This window comes from Streptomyces sp. NPDC051214, from assembly GCF_040682375.1.
In the GTDB taxonomy this organism is placed as follows: Bacteria; Actinomycetota; Actinomycetes; order Streptomycetales; family Streptomycetaceae; genus Streptomyces.
The window spans coordinates 219385-238228 of record NZ_JBFBAT010000008.1; the positions used below are offsets into that span (position 1 = coordinate 219385).

Genomic DNA, 18844 nt, shown 5'->3' on the forward strand with positions numbered 1-18844 from the left:
CCGGTCCTCAGCCGACCTGCGTGTGGAACTGCACGAGGCGTTGCTGGACGAGGTTCACCGTGCCGCGCTGACGGCCCGGCACGCGGCGCCGCAAGGCGACCAGGGCGGGGCCGAGTTCGCGGACGGTGTCCGGGTCGCGGATCTGTTCCCACTGGTGGTGGGCCAGATCCGCGGCGGCCTCGACGTCGGGGGCGTCGGGGGCCTGGCCCGCGGTGAGCCGGGTGGAGACCACGGCGAGCCAGATCTCGCAGCTGCGTCCCGGGTCCTTGGCGAAGATCGCCAGATGCCCGCGGACCTCCATCCAGTGCACCACCTCGGGCGATGAGGGCCCGTGCGTACGCAGCGCCTCCTGCTCCCAGGCGGCTGCCATGGCCGCCGCCTCGCCGTGCCGTCCCGCCTCCACGGCCTTGGTGATCGCCGCGTGCGGGTCCGCGTCGGGCACCTCCGGCACGGCAGCGGGTGCGGAGGCGGGCGCCTGCTGTTGGGCGGGCACCGTCACTTGTTGAGCGGGCGATGGCGCACGGTCGTGCATGCCTCCGTAGGCGCCGACGGGGAAGGCCCGGAGGGCGGGGTCGGCGCTGAGCAGCATGACGTCGGCCGCGCCCTCCTCCGCCGTCTGGGACGCGACGTGCTGATGCAGCTCCGGCAGCGGCGGCCGGTGCCCGCTGCGCAGGACCGTCGCCAGCGCCTTCATGTACGAGGGCACCGCGACGGCACGCCGACCGGGCGGCGGTGCGACGCGCCCGTACAGCGCCACGCCCGCGCCCACGTCCAGGGGGCGCTGCCCTAGTTGCTGCCAACTGTCGGCGTCGGCATGCAGATCGGCGATGACGGTCGTGCTGCCGGGCGGGCGCAGCCGCAGCTCCTGGGCGATCCAGTGCCAGGGGAATCCGGTGTAGCGCACCGTCGCCGCCGTGGTCCGCGCCAGGGCGACATGCTGCTGTCGCTGACGGCGATCGAGATGCAGCTGGCCGACCAGGTACACCGTCAAAGGCCCCGGCGCCATCGCGGCCGCACGCAGCCGGGTCAGCACGGTCTGCGGATCAAGCGGGTCCGCGAGCTCCACGACACTCGCGGTCGCGGTACCGGCGAGCACCGCCGGAGACACCGCGGCGAGCACGGGCAGCACGGAAGCCGCATCCACCATACGGGCCTTGCCGACCGGCGCCGCCGCAATCAGCAGCGCGGTCCCGGGCACCGTCCCCTCCCCATCAGTCACCAGAGCACCGTATCCGCTGCTCATCTTGGGGGCGGCAGCGGTGTTCCCCCTTTCACCCCGCCGACTCCCCCAAAACGGGCGCGCATTGGACCCGCGATCTGTGGCAGCGGGGGTGTCGGGGCATGCAAGGCGGGTAAGGAGGGGGGTGCTCCGGACAGTGCCGGAGCCTGCGGCCGCCGCCGGTTTCGGCGGCGGCGGCCGCGGCGCTCCTGGGGGCAGGCTCCCCCTGGTACCCCAGGAGCGGGTGTCCGCACCGACCGGCGCCCGGGAACCGCGGGAGTGGCCCCCTGACGCGACGGCCGGCGGGACGAGCCGGTGTCCATGCGTCCGCTGCAAGGAAGTACGGACCCGGCAGCCTGAGTCGCCGAGCGGTCGGGCCGGTCCGGGGGCTGGGGGCTGGCCTCGGCGACAGGGTAGAACGAGCAGGCAGAGCCGGACAACGCCTTTCCACCCTCCGGGATGACCTTGTCCTGACCTTGCCCCCGCCCGGGTTCCGGAGGGTGGCCGATTAGTTTTTGTGGGAGCCGCGGTCAGTACCCCCGTAACCGCGATGATGAAGCGGCGACCACGACCGGACTTTCAGGAGAGCCTCAGATGCGTACGTTGATCAGCACCGCTTTCGTCTCGCTCGACGGTGTCGTGGAGGCGCCGGGCGGCGAGCCCGGATACCGGAACTCCGGGTGGACCTTCAAGGACGTGGAGTTCCTCCCCGAGGCATATGAGATCAAGGGCCGGGAGCAGCAGGAGGCCACGGCGATGCTGTTCGGCCGGGTCAGCTATGAGGCGTTCAGCCCCGTGTGGCCGGGCATGGAGGAGTTCGCCGAGTACAAGGAGATGCCGAAGTACGTCGTCTCCACCAGCCTCGCCGAGGGGGACCTGGTGTCGGGCTGGGGCGGGACCACGATCCTGCGCTCGCTGGACGAGGTGGCCGCCCTGAAGAAGACCGAGGGCGGCCCGATCATCATGCACGGCAGCGCCACCCTGAACCGGAACCTCTCCGACGCCGGTCTGATCGACCGCTACCACCTGCTCGTCTTCCCGCTGCTGCTCGGCGCGGGCAAGCGCCTGTTCAGCGACACGGACAAGGACGCCCAGAAGCTGCGGCTCGTGGAGCACGAGGCCTACGCCAACGGTCTGCAGAAGAACGTCTTCGACGTCGTCCGCTGAGGCCGCGAGCCCCGAAGGCCGCCCCCCACGGACTCACTTGGACACGATGTGTCCTATCGCGTCGGGGGCGGCCGCCAGCGCTTCGCGCTCCGTCTGCCAGGCGGTGTCCCCGGGGCGGAGCTCGCTGCGGAGATAGGCGCAGGTGAGGCGCTGGACCGCGGACACGCGCGCGGGGTTCTCGTCCGTCGTCTCGGCGACGTCGTACCCGGAGATCCCGCCCAACCCGTGCTCCGCCCCGAACAGGGTGAGCAGGGCCTTGGGTCCCGGAGCGAGGGCGTACGGATCGGCGTGCCAGTCCGCGCCCGCGACCGTCAGGTGGGCGGAGTCGTCCTTGTCGCCCGCGACCACGAGCGTCGGTGTCGCCATCCCGGAGAAGTCCGTGGTCGAGAAGAACGGGTAGCTCTTGGCCACCTCCTCGGTGAGGGCGTCACCACCCCTGCCGGGCGCGGCGAGCAGGACGCCCGCCTTGACGCGCGGGTCGGACAGGTCCACCTCCGTCCCGTCCTCCGGGTCGGTGAGCCGGGCGCCGAGGAGCAGGCTCGCGGTGTGCCCGCCCATCGAGTGCCCGGCCACCGCGACCTTGTCGCGGTTGACGCGCCCCTGCAGCTGCGGGACGGCGGTCTCGATCACGTCGAGCTGGTCGAGGACGCGCTTCATGTCCTCGGCGCGCGAGCGCCAGAACAGGGGCGCGCCGGGGGTGTCGGGGTCCAGGCTCAGCGTGCGTGAGCTCAGGTGGGTGGGCTGGATGACGACGAAGCCGTGCGCCGCCCAGAAGGTGGCGAGCGGGGCGTAGCCGTTCAGCGAGGAGAGGTGGTTCGAGAAGCCCTGGCCGTGCGAGATGAGGATGACCGGCAGGTCGCTCCCGGTCACGGGGGCGGAGACCCGGACCTCCAGGTCGACGGCCCGGTCGGGCGCCGGAAGGACCACGGGGCTGACGGAGAGGACGGGGCTGGGCGAGCCGAGGATGTCGGCGGTGTCGGCTGCAGCGGCGGTAGCAGTCGTGGCATTCGATGCGCTCATGGTGCGGGTCCCTTCGGTGGCCTTCGCTGCCGGGCCCGTGCGGGACGGCGGTCAGGGAGGCGGGGAGGCGGGGAGGCGGACGGCGAGAAGCGTCCGGCTTCGGATATGCTGCAAGCGGAACGCCGTTCCGATTACAGCTCCGACGATACGGAACAGCGTTCCGCTTTGTCAACGATCCCCCGGACCCCGGGAAGGAGAGCGCGATGCCCGCCGCAAGCAACTCCGGAGAGGTGCCGGCCCGAAGCGCGCCCCGAAGCAAGCGGGCCGACGCACAGCGCAACGAACAGGCGCTGCTTGCCGCCGCCGCCGCGGTGTTCGTGACCTCCGGTGTCGACGCACCGATCCGCGAGATCGCGGCCAGGGCGGGCGTCGGGGTGGGGACGATCTACCGCCACTTCCCCGCCCGGTCCGATCTCGTCGTCGCCGTCTACCGCCACCAGGTCGAGGCGTGCGCCGAGGCGGGCCCGGCCCTGCTGGCGGATGCCGATTCCCCCCTGACCGCGCTCCACCAGTGGGTCGACCTCTTCGTCGACTTCCTGGTCACCAAGCACGGGCTCGCCAACGCCCTGCAGTCGGACAGCAGCGGCTTCGAGGCGCTGCACACGTACTTCCTCGACCGTCTGGTGCCCGTCTGCGAGCAACTGCTCCAAGCTGCGGCCGACGCCGACGAGATCGAGCCGGGCACCCGCGCCTACGAACTCATGCGCGGCATCGGCAACCTCTGCATCGGGCACGACAGCGACCCCGACCGCTACGACTCCCGCCGCCTGATCGCCCTGCTCCTCCGGGGACTTCGACGCACACAGCCTTCCTGACTCCCCCACCCCACGGGGTGGGGCAGGCACCACCCCGCAACCGGTGGCTGTCCGGCTGCTCGCCCGATCTCCCGATCCATACGCTCGTCTACATGTTGAAGCGAACAGCACACGCAGCAATCACCGGCACGCTCGCCATCGGCACCATGGCCGCCCTGACCTGCACGGCGACCGCCGACTCCGGCGGCAGCACCGGGCGTTCGGTGGTGCGGACCGACAAGGGCGCCGTACGCGGCACCGTCACCTCCGACGTGCGCACCTTCCAGGGCATCCCCTACGCGGCCCCGCCCACCGGTGAGCGGCGCTGGGCGCCCACCGCGCCCGCGAAGAAGTGGCAGGGCGTCAAGGACGCGACCGAGCCAGGCTCCGGCTGCCCGCAGACCGGTCTCGTCCCGCCGGCGGGGCCCGCGTCCGACAACGAGGACTGCCTCTTCGTCAACGTCACCACCCCACGCGCCGAACCCACCCGGCCCCGCCCGGTGATGGTCTATCTGCACGGCGGTGACCACACGGACGGCGAGGGTGCCATGCACGGGGCCAAACGGCTGGCCGCGCAAGGAGACGTGGTCGTCGTGACCGTCAACTACCGCCTCGGGGCACTGGGTTACCTCGCCCACCCGGGCCTGGAGAAGAGCACACGGCGCGGCGAGTCCGGCAACTACGGCTTCCTCGACCAGCAGGCGGCCCTGCGCTGGGTGCGGCACAACGCCTCCGCCTTCGGCGGCGACCCCGGCAACGTCACCCTCTTCGGGGAGTCCGCCGGGTCCCACAGCACCTGCGCCCATCTGGTCGCCCCTTCGTCGGCCGGACTCTTCGACCGGGTCATCTCGCAGAGCGGCCCCTGCACGAGCGACGACGGCAAGACCGACCGCGAGGCGGCGTTGCGGCAGGGCAGAGAGACAGCCGCCGCCCTGGAGAAGAAGCCCGGCGTGAAGGGCTGGCGCAAGGCGCCCGTCGAGCACCTGATCCACCCCTTCGGCCAGGGCCCGCGCTACTCCCCCGTCTACGGGGGCGAGTTGCTGCCCCTGACGCCCGAGCAGGCGTTCGCCACGGGCCGGTTCAACAAGGTCCCGGTCCTCCAGGGCACCAACCGTGACGAAATGCGGTCGATGGTCTACGGCATGGAGCTCGCCAAGAAGCAGGCCACCGGCGACCCCGGCGCGACGATCGACACGGCCGACCATCGGGCCCGCCTGGAGGAGGAGTTCGGCAAGAAGAAGGCCGCGACCGTCTTGGAGCGCTACCCCGTCCACGCCTACGACGACTCCCCCGCCCTGGCGCTCGCCGCCCCCCTCACGGACGCCCTCTACGCCAAGCCCGCCATCGAGACCGGCCGCGCACTCGCCCGCCATGTCCCCACGTACTCCTACGAGTTCGCGGACAAGGGGACGCCCTGGTACGCGGACCCGATGTACCCAAAGCCCGGCTTCCCGGCCGGTGCCGGGCACCTCTTCGAGCTGCCCTACCTCTTCGAGCTCGACGACTACGAAGAGCTCGACGTGGCCCAGCGCGGCCTGTCCGACGCGATGATCCGCATCTGGACGGACTTCGCCCGCACCGGCAAGGCCTCCTGGAAACCCACCACTCCCAGCGCCCCGAACACACAGTCCCTGGCCTCGGGACCCGGCGGCATCCACCCGGTGGACTTCGCCGAGGACCATCAGTACGCCTTCTGGAAGTCGCTGGGCTGAGCCTCAGACGTTCCGGCCGTGCTCCCCCACGGCGACCCTGGCCAGCTTCGTCAGCATCATGCCGTTGCGGACCCCGATCACGTAGTCCACGGGGAGCCCGTGCATCCGGGTGCCGGGGCCCCGCAGCGGGTGCCAGTCGAGGATCATGAGGGTGTGTTCGCCCCAGGGGACCAGGTTCATGGCGATGCGGGCCGCGCCGAGGGGGCCCGCCTTCGCCTCCAGCTGCAGGCGGCTCTCCGGTTCGCTGATGCGGACGACGCAGGTGTCGTCCAGGACCAGCGGGCCGACGCCGACCCGGACCTTCAGGCGGGCGCCCACCGCGGGCCAGTGCGGGTCCACGGCGAGAACCTCCTGGGTCCCCGTCACCCACTCCCCGTACCGGCGTCCGTCGGACAGCAGACTCCAGACCTCGGCCGGTGAGGCCAGGATCAGACGGCGGTTCCGGGACACGCTGACCACACTCCTAGTGGGGGTATGGGCCGATTTTTGCACTTTGCGATCTGCCGCACCTTCCGAAGCGGCCGATGCCGGGCGCCGCGCCCTGTGCGAGGGTGACCGAAAGGGTGATTCCGTCCCTCGAATGCTTCGAGCGCAAGGAGCCGCATGCCCACCGCAGCCGCCGCAGCGAGTCTGGCCCTGGACCTCACCTCAGGGCTGAAGACACCAGATCTGGAGAAGCTGTACCAGGACCTGCACCGCCATCCCGAGCTCTCCTTCCAGGAGCACCGCACGGCCGGAATCCTCGCCGGACGGCTGGGCTCCGCCGGGTACGCGGTGACCACCGGGGTCGGCGGGACCGGCGTCGTGGGTGTCCTGGAGAACGGCGAGGGGCCCGTGGTGTGGCTGCGCGGCGACATGGACGCGCTGCCGGTCACCGAGACCACGGGGCTCGCGTACGCCTCCACCGTCGACGGAGTGATGCACGCCTGCGGCCACGACATGCACGTCACCTGGCTGACGTTCGCCGCCGAAGCACTCGCGGCCGCACGGGACACCTGGTCGGGCACCCTCGTGGTGATCGGGCAGCCCGCCGAGGAGGCGGGCGGCGGAGCGCGGGCCATGGTCGCCGACGGGCTCCAGGAACGCTTCCCGCGCCCCGACGCCGTCTTCGGCCAGCATGTCGCCCCCGGTCCCGCGGGTTTCGTCTCCCACACACCGGGGCTGATCATGTCGGCCGCCGACGACGTGCACATCGTGGTGCCGGGGGTCGGCGGACACGGCTCGCGGCCCGAGGCGAGCGTCGATCCGGTGGTGACGGCCGCGTACATCGTCACCCGGCTGCAGACCGTCGTGTCCCGCGAGGTCTCGGCGGCGGACTCGGTGGTGCTGACCACGGGGCAGTTCCACGCCGGCCAGCGACCCAACATCATCCCCGCGGAGGCCCGACTCGGCCTGAATCTCCGGACGCAGGACGTGAAGGTGCGCGAGCGGGTCCTGGCCGCCGTCCGCCGCATCGTCGAGGGGGAATGCCAGGCCGCCGGGTGTCCGACGCCGCCCGAGGTGAACCTGGGCGCCGGCTTCCCCGCCACGGTCAACGACGCGGCACTGGACGCGGAGATCGCGGCCGTGCACCGCGAACTGCTGGGCGCCCAAGGCGTGTTCGACTTCGGGCCCGCGATGGGCAGCGAGGACTTCTCGCTCCTCGTGCCCACCGGGGTGCCCTACGACTTCTGGTTCGTGGCCTCGACACCGCGGGACGCCTGGCACGCGGCACCGGGCGAGGAACTCGGCGAGAAGATCACCGCGGTGCCGGCCAACCACAGTCCCCTGTTCGCCCCGGACCTCTCGGTCCTGCTGCCGGGCGTACAGACGCTGGTGGGCGCCGCGCTGCACAAGCTCAACGGCTGAGGCGGTCGATCTCCGCCTCGTCGTAGCCGAGTTCGGCGAGCACCTCCCTGCTGTGCGCGCCGAGGGTGGGCGGCGCGGTGCGTACGGCGGGGCGCTCGCCGCGGAAGCTGACGGGGAAGGCGACCTGCTGGAGCGGGCCCACGTCGGGGTGGTCGACCTTCTGGACCATCCCGAGCGCCTCGGTCTGGGGGCAGTCGTAGACCTCGTCGAGGGTGCGGATGGGGGCGACGGGTACGCCGCGCTGCTTGAGCAGGCCGCACCAGTGGGCCACCGTGTCGTCGACGAGGACGGCCTCCAGCTTGGCGTTGAGGGCCTTGCGGTGGGTGACGCGGGCGCGGTTGGTGGCGAAGCGCGGGTCGTCGGCCCACTGCGGGTGGCCGAGCGTCTCGCTCAGGCGGCGGAAGAGCCCGTCGCTGCCGACCGCGATCACGAAGTACCCGTCGGAGGCGGCGTAGGCCTGGTACGGGACGAGGCTCGGGTGGCCCGAGCCCAGGCGGGTGGGCCGCTCCCCGGTGGCGAAGTAACCCGTGGCCCAGTTGATGTGCAGGGCGAGCTGGGACTCGTACAGGGAGGTCGTGACGTACTGGCCGCGTCCCGTGCGCTCGCGTTCGACGAGGGCCGAGGTGACGCCGATGAGGCCGAAGAGCGCGGCTCCCAGGTCGCCCATCGCGTAACCGGCCTTGACGGGCGGTCCTTCGGGCTCGCCGGTGAGGGACATCAGTCCGGCGCTCGCCTGGGCGACCATGTCGTAGCCGGGCTCGTCGCGCAGCGGTCCGGTGTCGCCGAACGCCGAGATGTGGAGCAGCACCAGGCGGGGGTAGCGCTCGCTGAGGGTGCGGTAGTCGAAGACGTCGGCCAGTGAGCTGCCGGGGCGGAAGTTCTCGACCATGACGTCCGCGTCGGCGAGCATCCGGTGCACGGCCTCCTGCCCCTCGGGGGACTTGAGGTCCAGGGTCACCGAGCGTTTGTTGCGGTTGGCCGCCAGGTAGTAGGTGGCATCGGGGCCGTTGAAGGGCGGGCCCCAGGCGCGGGTCGGGTCGCCGCCCCGGGGGTGCTCGACCTTGATGACGTCCGCTCCGAGGTCGGCGAGGGACATGGTGACGTAGGGGCCGGCGAGGATCTTGGACAGGTCCACGACCCTCGTGCCGGCCAGGGGGGAAGCGGGGCGGGGCTCGTCGGGCATGTACGGGGACCTCCTTGGCCAGGGCGAGCGGGACCTGACCACCCTCGGTCAGTTAGGCCGGGTGGTCCAGGGCGGTGTGGATCCGGGGCGCCGGTGACCTTACGGTGCCGGTCAGCGACTCGAGGCCGCGCCGCCACCGGCAATTCGTCTGATCGTCTTCCCCTGGCCGCGCCGATATGGGAGAACGCTCGGATGTGCGATGACGAACTGATACCGCCCCGGGCGGACTTGACCGAGCAGCAGTGGCTGCGGGACGACGCGCCGCTCGCCCGGACCCTCGCCGACAGGTGGGGACCAGGGCCCCTCACCCTGCACCGGCGCACCCTGCTCGGCGGTGCCGCCGCAGGGGCCGCGCTCGCCGCGCTGCCCTTCGGCGCGGGGCAGGCCGCCGCGGCGCCGGACGCGTCAGCCCGGGGCGCGGCGAAGTTCCCTCTCCCCGAAGCGCCGAACCACAAGGGGGAGTTCGCCGTCCTGGTGACCGGGGACTCCGGGACCGGTGGCGAGGAACAGCTCGCCGTGACCGAGGCCGCCCGGCGGGTGTGCCGCGATGAGGGGATCTCCCTCGCCGTCGGCCTGGGGGACAACATCTACGAGAACGGGCCCGAGTCCGACCATGACTCCGAGTTCCGGGACAAGTTCGAGACGCCCAACACGGGCATCGACGTCCCCTGGCTCATGGTGCTCGGCAACCACGACTGCTCGGGTCTGATCCCGGGCAGCGGCGGCGACCCCTCGCGCGGGGACCGCGAGGTCTCCTACGCGACCACCTCCCCGCGCTGGTACATGCCGAGCCGCTACTACAACGTCGCCCTGCCGTCGGCTGCGGAGGGCAGCGACCCGGTGGTGGAGTTCTTCGCCCTCGACACCAACCCCGTGGCCTCGACCGTCGCCCAGACCTCGCGCCACTACCAGTGGGACGGCCCCTACATGCGCGCCCAGCGCCAGTGGCTGGACTCCGCCCTCGCCGCGTCCCGGGCCCGCTGGAAAGTGGTGCTCGGCCACCACCCCTACCTGAACAACGGCAAGCACGGCAGCGCCGGTTCGTACGACGGCTTCCTCATCGGCCACTACACGCGGGGGATCCACCTCAAGGAGCTGTACGAGCAGGTGGTGTGCGGCCGCGCCGACCTGATCCTGTCCGGGCACGACCACACCCTGCAGATCCTGGAGCCCACCACCCGCACGGCGGGCACCCGGCAGATCGTCTGCGGGGCCGCCGCCAAGTCCGGCGACGGCAGGGCCCACTTCGACCACCCCGCCGCCTGGCAGAACTTCTCCGACGTGGGGTTCATGGTCCTGAAGGTCTCCGGGCGGGCGATGACCGTGGACACGTACACGGTCGACGTCCCCACCCGCACCGCGCGCCTGGCCCACACCACGACGACCGCCACCCCGGTCGCGGGCCGCGTCGGCGTCGGCGTCGGCTAGGACCCGGCGCGTGCGGCGACGTTCCTCGCCCACAGCACGAGCGGAACCTGGAGCGGCAGGCGGCCGAAGGCCGCCGCCCTCTGGGGCGCGGGACGGTGACGCCAGTCCACCGCCATCTGCACGTTGGCGGGGAACACGCCCACGAAGAACGCCGCCGTGGCCAGCGCGGCGGCGCGCCTGGTGCGGGGCGCCGCCACGCCGGCCGCGAGGGCCAGCTCTACGACGGCGCTCGCGTACGTCCAGGTGCGCGGCGAACCGGGCAGGGCGCGCGGCACGGTGGCGTCGAACGGCTTCGGTGCGACGAAGTGCGCGACTCCGGCCCCGGCCAGCAGACCGGCCAGGAGCAAGGGGGAACGGGACGCCGAGGGCATGCTGCCTCCTGAGGGTGTGCGGGAGGCAGACCTTACTCGACGGTAATCACGGCCTCACAACAGCCGGGCGCCCCGCCGTGCGAGATATTTGACCGGATTGACGTCCGTTCCGTAGCCGCGCTCGGCCCGGATCTCCAGGTGGAGGTGCGGGCCGGTGGCCCGGCCCGTGGACCCGCTGCTGCCGATACGGTCGCCGGTGCCGATGCGGGACCCCTGGCGCACGGAGATGCGCGACAGGTGCGCGTACACGGCGTAATGCCCGTCCCGCAGCCGCACCGTGACCGCCTTGCCGTACGCGCCCGACCAGCGGGCCAGGACCACGGTGCCGCCGCCGACGGCGTGCACCGGGGTTCCCGTGGGGACCGCGAGGTCGATACCGGTGTGGTGTCCGGCGAGCCAGTTGCCGCGCACCCCGTAGCGGGCGGAGACGCGGAAGCGCCGGCGGATCGGCAGAACGAACTTGCGCCGTGGTTTCTCCGGGACGAGCGCCCGGTTCTCGGGGACCGCCTCGTCGGCCTCGGCGAGGGCTTCCTCGAACTCCTCGTCGTAGCCGAGGCCGCAGCCGCCGTCCGTCTCCGCGGCGGCGTGCGGCGCGGGTCCCGCCACCGTGAGGGCGCCGCCGGCCATGAGGACCGCGGCGACGCCGAGTACGTCGCGTCGTGTGCTGCCCGCTTCACGCGGGCTGTCTATGTCGTAGCCCATGAAGGCCAGCACACTGGTGACGGAAGCGGCCCGCACCCCGAGTGCTCCGCTTGGCGTAACGCCTCACGGGCCCGTCCCGCGGTCAGTCGCGGGTCGGCCGGTACACGGTGAGCGCCTCGGGGAGCTTGTCCAGGAGCAGCGCGGCGGGCGCGGGGGCGAGTTCACCGTCGTACGCCATCTGTGTGCCCTCGGGCAGGCCCGAGATGACCAGGCGCTGAGCCTTGGCGGAGGCGTACAGGCGGGTCTTGGTCAGCTGGCCGACGACGGCCGCGGCCAGCAGACGGCTGCGCGCGAAGCGACCGCCGTGCGCGATGCGGACGTCGAGCAGCCCGTCGGCCAGGTCGTGCCTGCGCACCGGGGCGATTCCGGTGCTGCGGTAGGCGCCGTTGCCCGCGAAGAGCATCCACATCGAGCGGGCCTTGCCGTTCACCACCGCGCGCAGCGGCCGTCCCGTGTGCAGGATCTGGGCGACGCCGAGCAGGGCCGCGGGCGGACCGCCGATCTTCGGGGACCATTCCTCCCTGATGCGGACGAGTTCGGGGTAGGAGCCGAGGCTGAAGGTGTTCAGGAAGTACACGGGCTCGGAGTACGTCTTGCCGTCGGGACCGATCCCGGCCAGGGGCTTGACCCGGCCGACGTCGGCCCGCACGGCGCTGCCCTCGGCGAGGGCGATGCAGGCGTCCGCGACCGTGTCGACGCCCAGGTCGGCGGCGAAGTGGTTGAACGTTCCGCCGGGCAGCACCATCAGCGGCACGTCGAAGCGCAGGGCCGGGGTCACGGCGGCGTTCACCGTGCCGTCCCCGCCGCACACGCCGAAGACCCCGCCGCGCCGGGCGGCGTCCCTGGCGGCCTCCTCCAGGACCTTGGGCAGCGGCCCCGCTTCCTCCTCGTAGAGGATCACCTCCGCGCGGGGCAGGGCCATCTTCAACTGCCGCACCGGGTCCATGAGTTGCGGCTGGGCCCCGGACGAGGGGTTCACCACGACGACGAGGCCCTCGCCCTCCGGCAGCGCGGGCGCGTCCGTCCGTGGCCGGGCGGGCGGCGGCAGCTGTGACCGGGAGGGCACCATGCCGCGCACGGCGTAGGCGGCGCCCGCGCCGAGGGCCGCGCCGACCAGGACGTCACTGGGGTAGTGCACGCCCGTGTAGACGCGGGAGAAGGCCACCGACGCCGCGATCGGGGCGACGGCCGCGCCGAGTCCCCGCGACTCCAGGGCCACGCCCGTGGCGAAGGCGGCAGCCGACGCGGAGTGCCCGGAGGGGAAGGAGCTGGTGATCGGCTGGTGCGACAGGTGCCTTATCACCGGCACCGTGTCCAGGACCGGCCGGGAGCGGCGCACCGCGCTCTTGCCCAGCGTGTTGACCGTGGCCGAGGCGAGGGCCAGCGAGGAGACGCCCCGCACCGCCGCGCGCCTGCCGCGTGCGCCGCCGAACACCCACATGCCCGCCGCGATGCCGAACCACAGAAGACCGTGGTCGGCCGCCCGGCTCAGCCGGGGCAGGACGGGCTGAGCCGCCGGCCAGGACCGGGCGGCCACACGGTGGAACGCCAGGCGGTCCGTGGCGCCCAGCAGTCGGCGGAGGTGCGACGTCGGGAGATCACTCATGAACCCCCTATACCCGCGCATGTCCTTCGCACCGCACACATCTTGCGCCGGGACTGTGACGTTCACTTCAATCAGTCATATGGCAGTCGCCCGCTCCACTTCCCCCCAGGGTCCCCTTTCCTCGCGTCGGCCCGCCGAGCTGCCGCCGACCGCGTGGGCCGTCCTCGGCCTGCTCTCCTTCCCCGGGGAGCGCACGGGATACGAACTGAAGAAGTGGGCGGACGCCTCACTGCGCCACTTCTACTGGTCCCCCGCCATCAGCCAGATCTACGCCGAGCTGCGCCGCCTCGAGGCACTCGGGTACGCGACGTCGCGGCGCTCGGGTCCGGAGGAGCCTCGCGCGAAGCGGTCGTACGCCATCACCGCCGAGGGGCGTGCCGCGCTGATCGGCTGGGCGGGGGGCGCCGGGGACGCGGGCCCCGCCGTGCTGAAGCACCCGCTGCTCCTGCGGGTCTGGCTCGGGCACCTTGCGGCGCCGGAGCACCTGCGGGCCCTGGTGGCCGAGCACATCGCGCACACGCGGGGCGAGCTCAAGGAGGTGCACGACGCGCTCGCGGCGGCGGACGGCGAGGCGGCCTGGACGCACCCGCAGATCGCCCTGCGCTGGAGCGGGCGGCGCCTCGAGGCGGAGATCGAGCTGGCCGAGGCGATGCTCGTCGACCTCACGGAGATGGGCGCCTCCGCTCCCCTCGGTCAACCCCCGGAGGACTCGCCCACCCAGGGGTGACGTGGCTCGCGGCGCGGGGGCCCGAGCCGGTAGGACGGGCGGGGTCAGCCGACCCCGCCGTATGGAGCAGTGCACCTGTGACCACCCGCGCCGTCCTTGTCGCCGCCGTCATCACCGGCCTTCTGCTCGGGATCGTGGGGAGCAGAGCGGACGACTCCGATTCGGCCGGGCACCCCCGTAGGGGCGGTTTCTTCGCGGAGGCGGGCCGTTAGGCTGCGACCTTGCCGCGTGGCACCTCCCCGCGGCCACCGAGCCGCCGTCGACGGAAGCGAGTAACCCTTGAACTTCCTCACCATCGGTCACCGCGGGGTCATGGGTGTCGAACCCGAGAACACCCTCCGGTCCTTCATCGCCGCGCAAGCCGCGGGCCTCGATCTCATCGAGCTCGATCTGCATCTGAGCAAGGACGGCGCCCTCGTCGTCATGCACGACGCGGACGTGGCCCGTACGACCGACGGCAAGGGACCGATCGCCGAGAAGACCCTGGCCGAGCTGCGGGAGCTCGACGCGGGGCGCGGGGAGCGCATCCCCGTCTTCGAAGAGGTCCTCGACGCCGTGAAGGCGCCGCTGCAGGCCGAGATCAAGGACGTGGCCGCCGCCCGCGCCCTCGCCGAGGTGATGCACCGGCGCGATCTGGTCGGCCGCGTCGAGGTGATCTCCTTCCATGACGAGGCGATCGCCGAGATCGCCCGCCTCGTCCCCGGCGTGCGCACCGCTCTCGTCGCCAGCCGCTACGGCACCGACGTCGTGGAGCGCGCCACGGCGGTCGGTGCCACCACCCTCGTCCTGAACATCAGGCGGCTGACGCTGGAGATCGTGGAGCGCGCCAAGAAGGCCGACCTGCGCATCATCGGCTGGGTCGTGAACACGCAGGACGATCTGCGGCTCGTACGCGCGCTGCAGCTCGACGGGGCGACCACGGACTACCCGGAGATCAAGCGGACGGGCCGCTTCACGGCGTGAGCCGGCCCCCGCTCAGACCAGCGGCTTGACGAGCAGCTCGAACTGCAGGTCGTCACGCTGTGGAACGCCGAAGCGCTCGTCGCCGTACGGGAAGGGAGTCATCTTTCCCGTACGGCGGTAGCCGCGCCGCTCGTACCAGGCGATGAGCTCGTCGCGTACGGAGATCACGGTCATGTGCATCTCCCGCACCCCCCACGCCTCGCGGACCCGCCGCTCGGCCTCCGCCATGATCACCTTGCCGAGGCCCGCGCCCTGGAGCGCCGGGCTCACCGCGAACATGCCGAAGTAGGCGTACTCCCCGCGGTGTTCGAGCTGGCAGCAGGCGACGATCCCGCCGTCCCGCTCGACCGTGAGCAGCTTGCTCGCGGATGACTTGATGACATCGACGACACCCTGCGGGTCGGTCCGCTGCCCCTGAAGGATGTCCGCCTCCGTGGTCCAGCCGGCCCGGCTCGCGTCACCGCGGTACGCCGACTGGATCAGCGAGACGAGTGCGTCGACGTCCGCGTCGGTGGCGTCCCGGAAGGTGAGGTCGCTCGCGGTGACGGTGAGGTCGCTCGTGCTGGGGCGCGGGGCGGTGTCCATGGGGCGGGTTCTCCGATCTCTCTGGCCCGCCGCTGTCGGACGCGGCGTGGGCGAGGCACGGTCGAGCGTATCCCCCCACTAAGGTGCGGCTGCATGGTGCATGTACTGAGCAGCAGGACCCTTCTCCGGCCCACCGACCCCGAGCGCTCGCGCGCGTTCTACGGCGAGGCGCTCGGCCTCGCCGTCTACCGCGAGTTCGGCACGGGCCCCGACCGCGGCACCGTCTACTTCCTGGGCGGCGGCCACCTGGAGGTCTCCGGGCGCTCGGAGACCCCGCCCGCTCCGGGCCTCCAGTTGTGGCTGCAGGTGGCGGACGCGCGGGCGGCGCACGCGGAACTCGTGGCCCGGGGGGTGGAGGTGGTGCGGGAGCCGCTGAAGGAGCCGTGGGGTCTTGTCGAGATGTGGATCGCGGACCCGGACGGCGTGAAGATCGTCATCGTCGAGGTGCCGGAGGACCATCCGATCCGGTACCGGCCAGGAATCTGACGCAGGGGCCGCCCGTACGCGCTCGGCCATGCGTGCGACCTCTTGTTCTCTCTAGACCAGTCGGTCTATTGTCTCGGGTGTGACCAAGACACGCGGAGAGACCCGCGCCCGCATCCTGCGCACGGCAGCCGAGCTGTTCCAACGGCAGGGCTACGGCGCCACAGGCCTCAATCAGGTGCTCGCGGAGAGCGGCGCCCCCAAGGGGTCGCTGTACTTCCACTTCCCGCAGGGCAAGGAACAGTTGGCCGCCGAGGCCGTGGCGCTCGCCGGGGGCGAGATGGGCGCGCGCATGGCCTCCGTCGTGGGCGGCGCGGGCGGAGCCGAGGACGCCGTCCTCGGGGTCGGGGAGCTCCTCGCGCGCGGGCTGCGCGAGTCCGGCTTCCGGGACGGCTGCCCCGTCGCCACCGTCGCGCTGGAACAGGCAGGTGGCGAGGGGCCCATCAGCGACGTCTGCCAGGTCACCTACGACTCCTGGCTCTCGGGGCTCGCGGAGGCCTTTCGCGGCTGGGGCGCCGCCGATGACGAGGCGGCCGAACTCGCCGAACTCGTGATGTCGTCCTTGCAGGGAGCTCTCCTCCTGGCGCAGGTGCGGCGTGACACCGCGGTCATCACGTCGGTGGCCCGACGCGTCGCCTCCGTCGTGGCGCGAAGCCTGGAAAACCCGAAGGGGACGGTGAGCGGCGCGTGAAGGTCCATCACCTCAACTGCGGTTCCATGCTGAAGATCGAGCCCACCTACGACGGGCCGCCGCCCCTGCACGCCGTGTGTCACTGCCTGCTGGTGGAGACCGACACGGAGGGGCTCGTCCTCGTCGAGAGCGGGCTCGGACGGGACGACGTACGCAGTCCGCTGGCGTCCCTCGACCCCGACTGGACCGAATTCGCCGCGCCGGAACTGGACTTCGCCGAGACGGCCCTCTCGCAGGTCGAACGGCTGGGATACGCGGCGTCCGACGTACGGCACATCGCGCTCACACACCTGGACGTCGATCACAGCGGCGGCCTTCCCGATTTCCCCGAGGCGCGCGTGCACCTCATGGCCGCCGAGCTGACCGCGGCTCTCACCGAGGCGCCGAGCCGCCGCTACCGGCCCGCGCACTGGGCGCACGGCCCGCGCTGGGAGACGTACGAGGAGGGCGTCGGCGAGGACTGGGCCGGCTTCTCCGGGGTCCGGCAACTGACGGGACTCGGCGAGGAGTTCCTCATCGTGCCGCTCGGCGGGCACAGCGCCGGGCACGCCGCCGTCGCCGTGCGCGACCGGGGGCGGTGGCTGGTGCACGCCGGGGACGCGTACTTCTACCACCGCGAGATCGCCGCCGAGGCCCCGCACTCGCATCCCCTGATGGACATCATCCAGCTCGACGCCCAGGTGGACGCCGAGCTGCGGGTCGCCAATCAGGGGCGGCTGCGGGAGATCGCCACCCGGACGGCGGAGTTCACCGTCCTGAACGCGCACGATCCGTGGGACTATCTGCGGCTCGCCGGGGCAGGCGGCTGATTCGACGGTCCGGGGGTATTCGTCCGGCGGTCGCGGGGTACTCGGGCTCCCCGCCCGGCGCACCCGACGTGCGCCGGGCCGCCCCTCGTCGGAGGATTGACCGGACCCCTCGCCCAACCCTGGAGCGATCTCGTATGCAACGTCCCCGGATTCTGATCATCGGCGGTGGCTTCGCCGGTATGGAGTGCGCGCACAAGCTGGAGCGGACGCTCAAGGCGCAGGACGCCGAACTGCGGCTCATCAGCCCCCAGGACCACCAGCTGTATCTGCCCCTGCTCCCCCATGTCGCGTCGGGCGTGCTGACCCCGCAGTCGGTCGCCGTGCCGCTGCGCCGCATGCTGCGCCGTACGGCGATCGTGCCGGGCGGGGCCATCGGCGTGGACCCGAGCGCGAAGGCCGTGATCGTACGCAAGATCAACGGCGAGGAGGTCGTGGAGCGCTACGACTACCTCGTCCTGACCCCGGGCAGCGTGACCCGGCAGTTCGACATCCCCGGAGTCGACCAGCACGCCGTGGGCGTGAAGACGCTGGCCGAGGCCGCCTGGATCCGCGACCACGTGATCTCGCAGCTCGACCTGGCGTCGGCGAGCTCGGACCGGCTCGAGCGCGAGTCCCGGCTGCAGTTCGTGGTCGTCGGCGGCGGGTACGCCGGGACGGAGACGGCGGCGTATCTGCACCGCCTGACGAGCGCGGCGGCCAAGCGGTACCCGGGGCTCGACCCCGCGGAGATCAAGTGGCATCTGGTCGACGTGGCACCGAAGTTGATGCCCGAACTGGGCGACCGGCTCGGCGAGAAGGCGCTCGACATCATGCGGCGGCGTGGCGTCGAGGTGTCCCTCGGGGTGACCGTGGACAAGGCCACCGAGGACACCGTCACCCTCACCGACGGGCGCGCGCTGCCCTGCCGGACGCTGATCTGGACCGCCGGTGTGGCGCCGAGCCCGCTCATCGCCACGCTGGGCGCGGAAACCAACCGCGGACGCCTGGTCGTCGACCCGGAGCTGACGGTTCCGGGCATGGACGGCGTGTTCGCGCTCGGTGACGCGGCGGCCGTGCCGGACCTCGCCAAGGGCGGCGACGCGATCTGCCCGCCGACCGCGCAGCACGCGATGCGCCAGGGGTGGGCGGCGGCCAAGAACGTCACCGCGGCCCTGCGGGGCACGCCCCTGACCCCCTACCGGCACAAGGACATGGGCCTGGTCGTGGACCTCGGCGGCATCCAGGCCGTGTCGAAGCCGCTGGGCGTGCAGCTGACCGGGCTGCCCGCTCAGATCGTCGCGCGCGGCTACCACCTGGGGGCCCTGCGGACCGTCACCGCGCGCTTCCGTACGGCCGCGAACTGGGGGCTCAACGCGCTCGCGGGCGACGACTACGTGCGCACCGGTTTCCAGTCCCAGCGGCCCGCCACACTGGCGGACTTCGAGAAGACGGACGTCTATCTCTCGCCGGACGAGATCCACGCGCGGATGACGTCGGAGGTGGCGGCGCGCTCCATGGCCCCGGAGAAGCCGCTGTTCCCGTAGGGCCACAGACAGG

General features: G+C 72.1%; 20 protein-coding genes. 12 read left to right on the forward strand and 8 right to left on the reverse strand.

What is annotated here, in order from left to right:
- Positions 1 to 7: 7 nt before the first annotated feature.
- The gene (locus AB0M70_RS22390) at positions 8 to 1243 is read right to left on the reverse strand and encodes a hypothetical protein (RefSeq protein ID WP_365821904.1); all 1236 of its coding nucleotides are present in this window, start codon (positions 1241 to 1243) and stop codon (positions 8 to 10) included.
- A 570-nt stretch (positions 1244 to 1813) separates the two neighbouring features.
- On the opposite strand from AB0M70_RS22390, the gene AB0M70_RS22395 reads away from it, so the two are divergent.
- Complete coding sequence (locus AB0M70_RS22395; RefSeq protein ID WP_365821906.1) at positions 1814 to 2386, forward strand: dihydrofolate reductase family protein; 573 nt, start codon at positions 1814 to 1816, stop codon at positions 2384 to 2386.
- Between the two features lie 33 nt (positions 2387 to 2419).
- On the opposite strand, the gene AB0M70_RS22400 is transcribed toward AB0M70_RS22395, so the two are convergent.
- Positions 2420 to 3406 carry a chlorophyllase gene (locus tag AB0M70_RS22400; RefSeq protein WP_365821908.1) on the reverse strand — a complete coding sequence of 329 codons (987 nt, stop codon included), beginning with the start codon at positions 3404 to 3406 and terminating at the stop codon, positions 2420 to 2422.
- Between the two features lie 203 nt (positions 3407 to 3609).
- Between AB0M70_RS22400 and AB0M70_RS22405 the strand changes: the two genes are divergently transcribed.
- Together AB0M70_RS22405 and AB0M70_RS22410 are read left to right on the forward strand one after the other, a co-directional pair.
- Positions 3610 to 4221: a TetR/AcrR family transcriptional regulator gene (locus AB0M70_RS22405; RefSeq protein ID WP_365821910.1), complete on the forward strand. Its 612-nt coding sequence runs from the start codon at positions 3610 to 3612 to the stop codon at positions 4219 to 4221.
- A 92-nt stretch (positions 4222 to 4313) separates the two neighbouring features.
- A complete protein-coding gene (locus AB0M70_RS22410) occupies positions 4314 to 5912 on the forward strand; it encodes a carboxylesterase family protein (RefSeq protein WP_365821912.1) in 1599 nt (532 codons plus the stop codon).
- 3 nt (positions 5913 to 5915) lie between these two features.
- Here the strand turns inward: AB0M70_RS22410 and AB0M70_RS22415 are convergent, their stop codons facing one another.
- A complete protein-coding gene (locus AB0M70_RS22415) occupies positions 5916 to 6362 on the reverse strand; it encodes an SRPBCC family protein (protein ID WP_365821914.1) in 447 nt (148 codons plus the stop codon).
- Positions 6363 to 6515: 153 nt separating this feature from the next.
- Here AB0M70_RS22415 and AB0M70_RS22420 point away from each other — a divergent pair, with 153 nt between their 5' ends.
- Complete coding sequence (locus AB0M70_RS22420; RefSeq protein WP_365821916.1) at positions 6516 to 7760, forward strand: amidohydrolase; 1245 nt, start codon at positions 6516 to 6518, stop codon at positions 7758 to 7760.
- Here the strand turns inward: AB0M70_RS22420 and AB0M70_RS22425 are convergent.
- Positions 7750 to 8943 carry a CoA transferase gene (locus AB0M70_RS22425; protein ID WP_365821918.1) on the reverse strand — a complete coding sequence of 398 codons (1194 nt, stop codon included), beginning with the start codon at positions 8941 to 8943 and terminating at the stop codon, positions 7750 to 7752. The two genes, AB0M70_RS22420 and AB0M70_RS22425, sit on opposite strands and share 11 nt — an antisense overlap.
- A 192-nt stretch (positions 8944 to 9135) precedes the next feature.
- On the opposite strand from AB0M70_RS22425, the gene AB0M70_RS22430 reads away from it, so the two are divergent.
- Positions 9136 to 10371: a metallophosphoesterase gene (locus AB0M70_RS22430; protein ID WP_365821920.1), complete on the forward strand. Its 1236-nt coding sequence runs from the start codon at positions 9136 to 9138 to the stop codon at positions 10369 to 10371.
- Here AB0M70_RS22430 and AB0M70_RS22435 read toward each other — a convergent pair.
- The 3 genes from AB0M70_RS22435 to AB0M70_RS22445 are packed head-to-tail and all read right to left on the reverse strand — an operon-like array spanning position 10368 to position 13050.
- Entirely contained in the window at positions 10368 to 10742 is a 375-nt protein-coding gene (locus tag AB0M70_RS22435) for a hypothetical protein (RefSeq protein WP_365821922.1), read from the reverse strand. The genes AB0M70_RS22430 and AB0M70_RS22435 overlap by 4 nt on opposite strands.
- 54 nt (positions 10743 to 10796) lie before the next feature.
- A complete protein-coding gene (locus AB0M70_RS22440) occupies positions 10797 to 11480 on the reverse strand; it encodes a M23 family metallopeptidase (RefSeq protein WP_365821924.1) in 684 nt (227 codons plus the stop codon).
- A gap of 46 nt (positions 11481 to 11526) precedes the next feature.
- Positions 11527 to 13050: a phosphatase PAP2 family protein gene (locus AB0M70_RS22445; protein ID WP_365821926.1), complete on the reverse strand. Its 1524-nt coding sequence runs from the start codon at positions 13048 to 13050 to the stop codon at positions 11527 to 11529.
- Between the two features lie 79 nt (positions 13051 to 13129).
- Between AB0M70_RS22445 and AB0M70_RS22450 the strand changes: the two genes are divergently transcribed.
- The 3 genes from AB0M70_RS22450 (at position 13130) to AB0M70_RS22460 (ending at position 14740) form a co-directional block, all read left to right on the forward strand.
- Positions 13130 to 13777: a PadR family transcriptional regulator gene (locus AB0M70_RS22450; RefSeq protein ID WP_365821928.1), complete on the forward strand. Its 648-nt coding sequence runs from the start codon at positions 13130 to 13132 to the stop codon at positions 13775 to 13777.
- Between the two features lie 77 nt (positions 13778 to 13854).
- Positions 13855 to 13989, forward strand: a complete 135-nt coding sequence (locus AB0M70_RS22455) for a hypothetical protein (protein ID WP_365821930.1) — start codon at positions 13855 to 13857, stop codon at positions 13987 to 13989.
- Between the two features lie 67 nt (positions 13990 to 14056).
- Complete coding sequence (locus AB0M70_RS22460) at positions 14057 to 14740, forward strand: glycerophosphodiester phosphodiesterase family protein (protein ID WP_361048193.1); 684 nt, start codon at positions 14057 to 14059, stop codon at positions 14738 to 14740.
- 12 nt (positions 14741 to 14752) lie between these two features.
- On the opposite strand, the gene AB0M70_RS22465 is transcribed toward AB0M70_RS22460, so the two are convergent.
- A complete protein-coding gene (locus AB0M70_RS22465) occupies positions 14753 to 15325 on the reverse strand; it encodes a GNAT family N-acetyltransferase (RefSeq protein WP_365821932.1) in 573 nt (190 codons plus the stop codon).
- A 93-nt stretch (positions 15326 to 15418) separates the two neighbouring features.
- Here AB0M70_RS22465 and AB0M70_RS22470 point away from each other — a divergent pair, with 93 nt between their 5' ends.
- From AB0M70_RS22470 to AB0M70_RS22485, 4 genes are all read left to right on the forward strand, one after another.
- Entirely contained in the window at positions 15419 to 15811 is a 393-nt protein-coding gene (locus AB0M70_RS22470) for a VOC family protein (protein WP_363206463.1), read from the forward strand.
- Between the two features lie 79 nt (positions 15812 to 15890).
- A complete protein-coding gene (locus tag AB0M70_RS22475) occupies positions 15891 to 16499 on the forward strand; it encodes a TetR/AcrR family transcriptional regulator (RefSeq protein WP_365821934.1) in 609 nt (202 codons plus the stop codon).
- Entirely contained in the window at positions 16496 to 17308 is an 813-nt protein-coding gene (locus AB0M70_RS22480; RefSeq protein WP_365821936.1) for an MBL fold metallo-hydrolase, read from the forward strand. Before AB0M70_RS22475 ends, AB0M70_RS22480 begins: the two co-directional genes overlap by 4 nt.
- A 134-nt stretch (positions 17309 to 17442) precedes the next feature.
- Positions 17443 to 18831 carry an NAD(P)/FAD-dependent oxidoreductase gene (locus AB0M70_RS22485; protein WP_365821938.1) on the forward strand — a complete coding sequence of 463 codons (1389 nt, stop codon included), beginning with the start codon at positions 17443 to 17445 and terminating at the stop codon, positions 18829 to 18831.
- Positions 18832 to 18844 lie beyond the last annotated feature (13 nt).

Coding starts and splice junctions, on each gene's coding strand:
- AB0M70_RS22390 (WP_365821904.1), bottom strand. CDS start 1,243: ATGAGCAGCGGATACGGTGCTCTGGTGACTGATGGGGAGGGGACGGTG.
- AB0M70_RS22395 (WP_365821906.1), top strand. CDS start 1,814: ATGCGTACGTTGATCAGCACCGCTTTCGTCTCGCTCGACGGTGTCGTG.
- AB0M70_RS22400 (WP_365821908.1), bottom strand. CDS start 3,406: ATGAGCGCATCGAATGCCACGACTGCTACCGCCGCTGCAGCCGACACC.
- AB0M70_RS22405 (WP_365821910.1), top strand. CDS start 3,610: ATGCCCGCCGCAAGCAACTCCGGAGAGGTGCCGGCCCGAAGCGCGCCC.
- AB0M70_RS22410 (WP_365821912.1), top strand. CDS start 4,314: ATGTTGAAGCGAACAGCACACGCAGCAATCACCGGCACGCTCGCCATC.
- AB0M70_RS22420 (WP_365821916.1), top strand. CDS start 6,516: ATGCCCACCGCAGCCGCCGCAGCGAGTCTGGCCCTGGACCTCACCTCA.
- AB0M70_RS22425 (WP_365821918.1), bottom strand. CDS start 8,943: ATGCCCGACGAGCCCCGCCCCGCTTCCCCCCTGGCCGGCACGAGGGTC.
- AB0M70_RS22430 (WP_365821920.1), top strand. CDS start 9,136: ATGTGCGATGACGAACTGATACCGCCCCGGGCGGACTTGACCGAGCAG.
- AB0M70_RS22435 (WP_365821922.1), bottom strand. CDS start 10,742: ATGCCCTCGGCGTCCCGTTCCCCCTTGCTCCTGGCCGGTCTGCTGGCC.
- AB0M70_RS22445 (WP_365821926.1), bottom strand. CDS start 13,050: ATGAGTGATCTCCCGACGTCGCACCTCCGCCGACTGCTGGGCGCCACG.
- AB0M70_RS22450 (WP_365821928.1), top strand. CDS start 13,130: ATGGCAGTCGCCCGCTCCACTTCCCCCCAGGGTCCCCTTTCCTCGCGT.
- AB0M70_RS22465 (WP_365821932.1), bottom strand. CDS start 15,325: ATGGACACCGCCCCGCGCCCCAGCACGAGCGACCTCACCGTCACCGCG.
- AB0M70_RS22470 (WP_363206463.1), top strand. CDS start 15,419: ATGGTGCATGTACTGAGCAGCAGGACCCTTCTCCGGCCCACCGACCCC.
- AB0M70_RS22485 (WP_365821938.1), top strand. CDS start 17,443: ATGCAACGTCCCCGGATTCTGATCATCGGCGGTGGCTTCGCCGGTATG.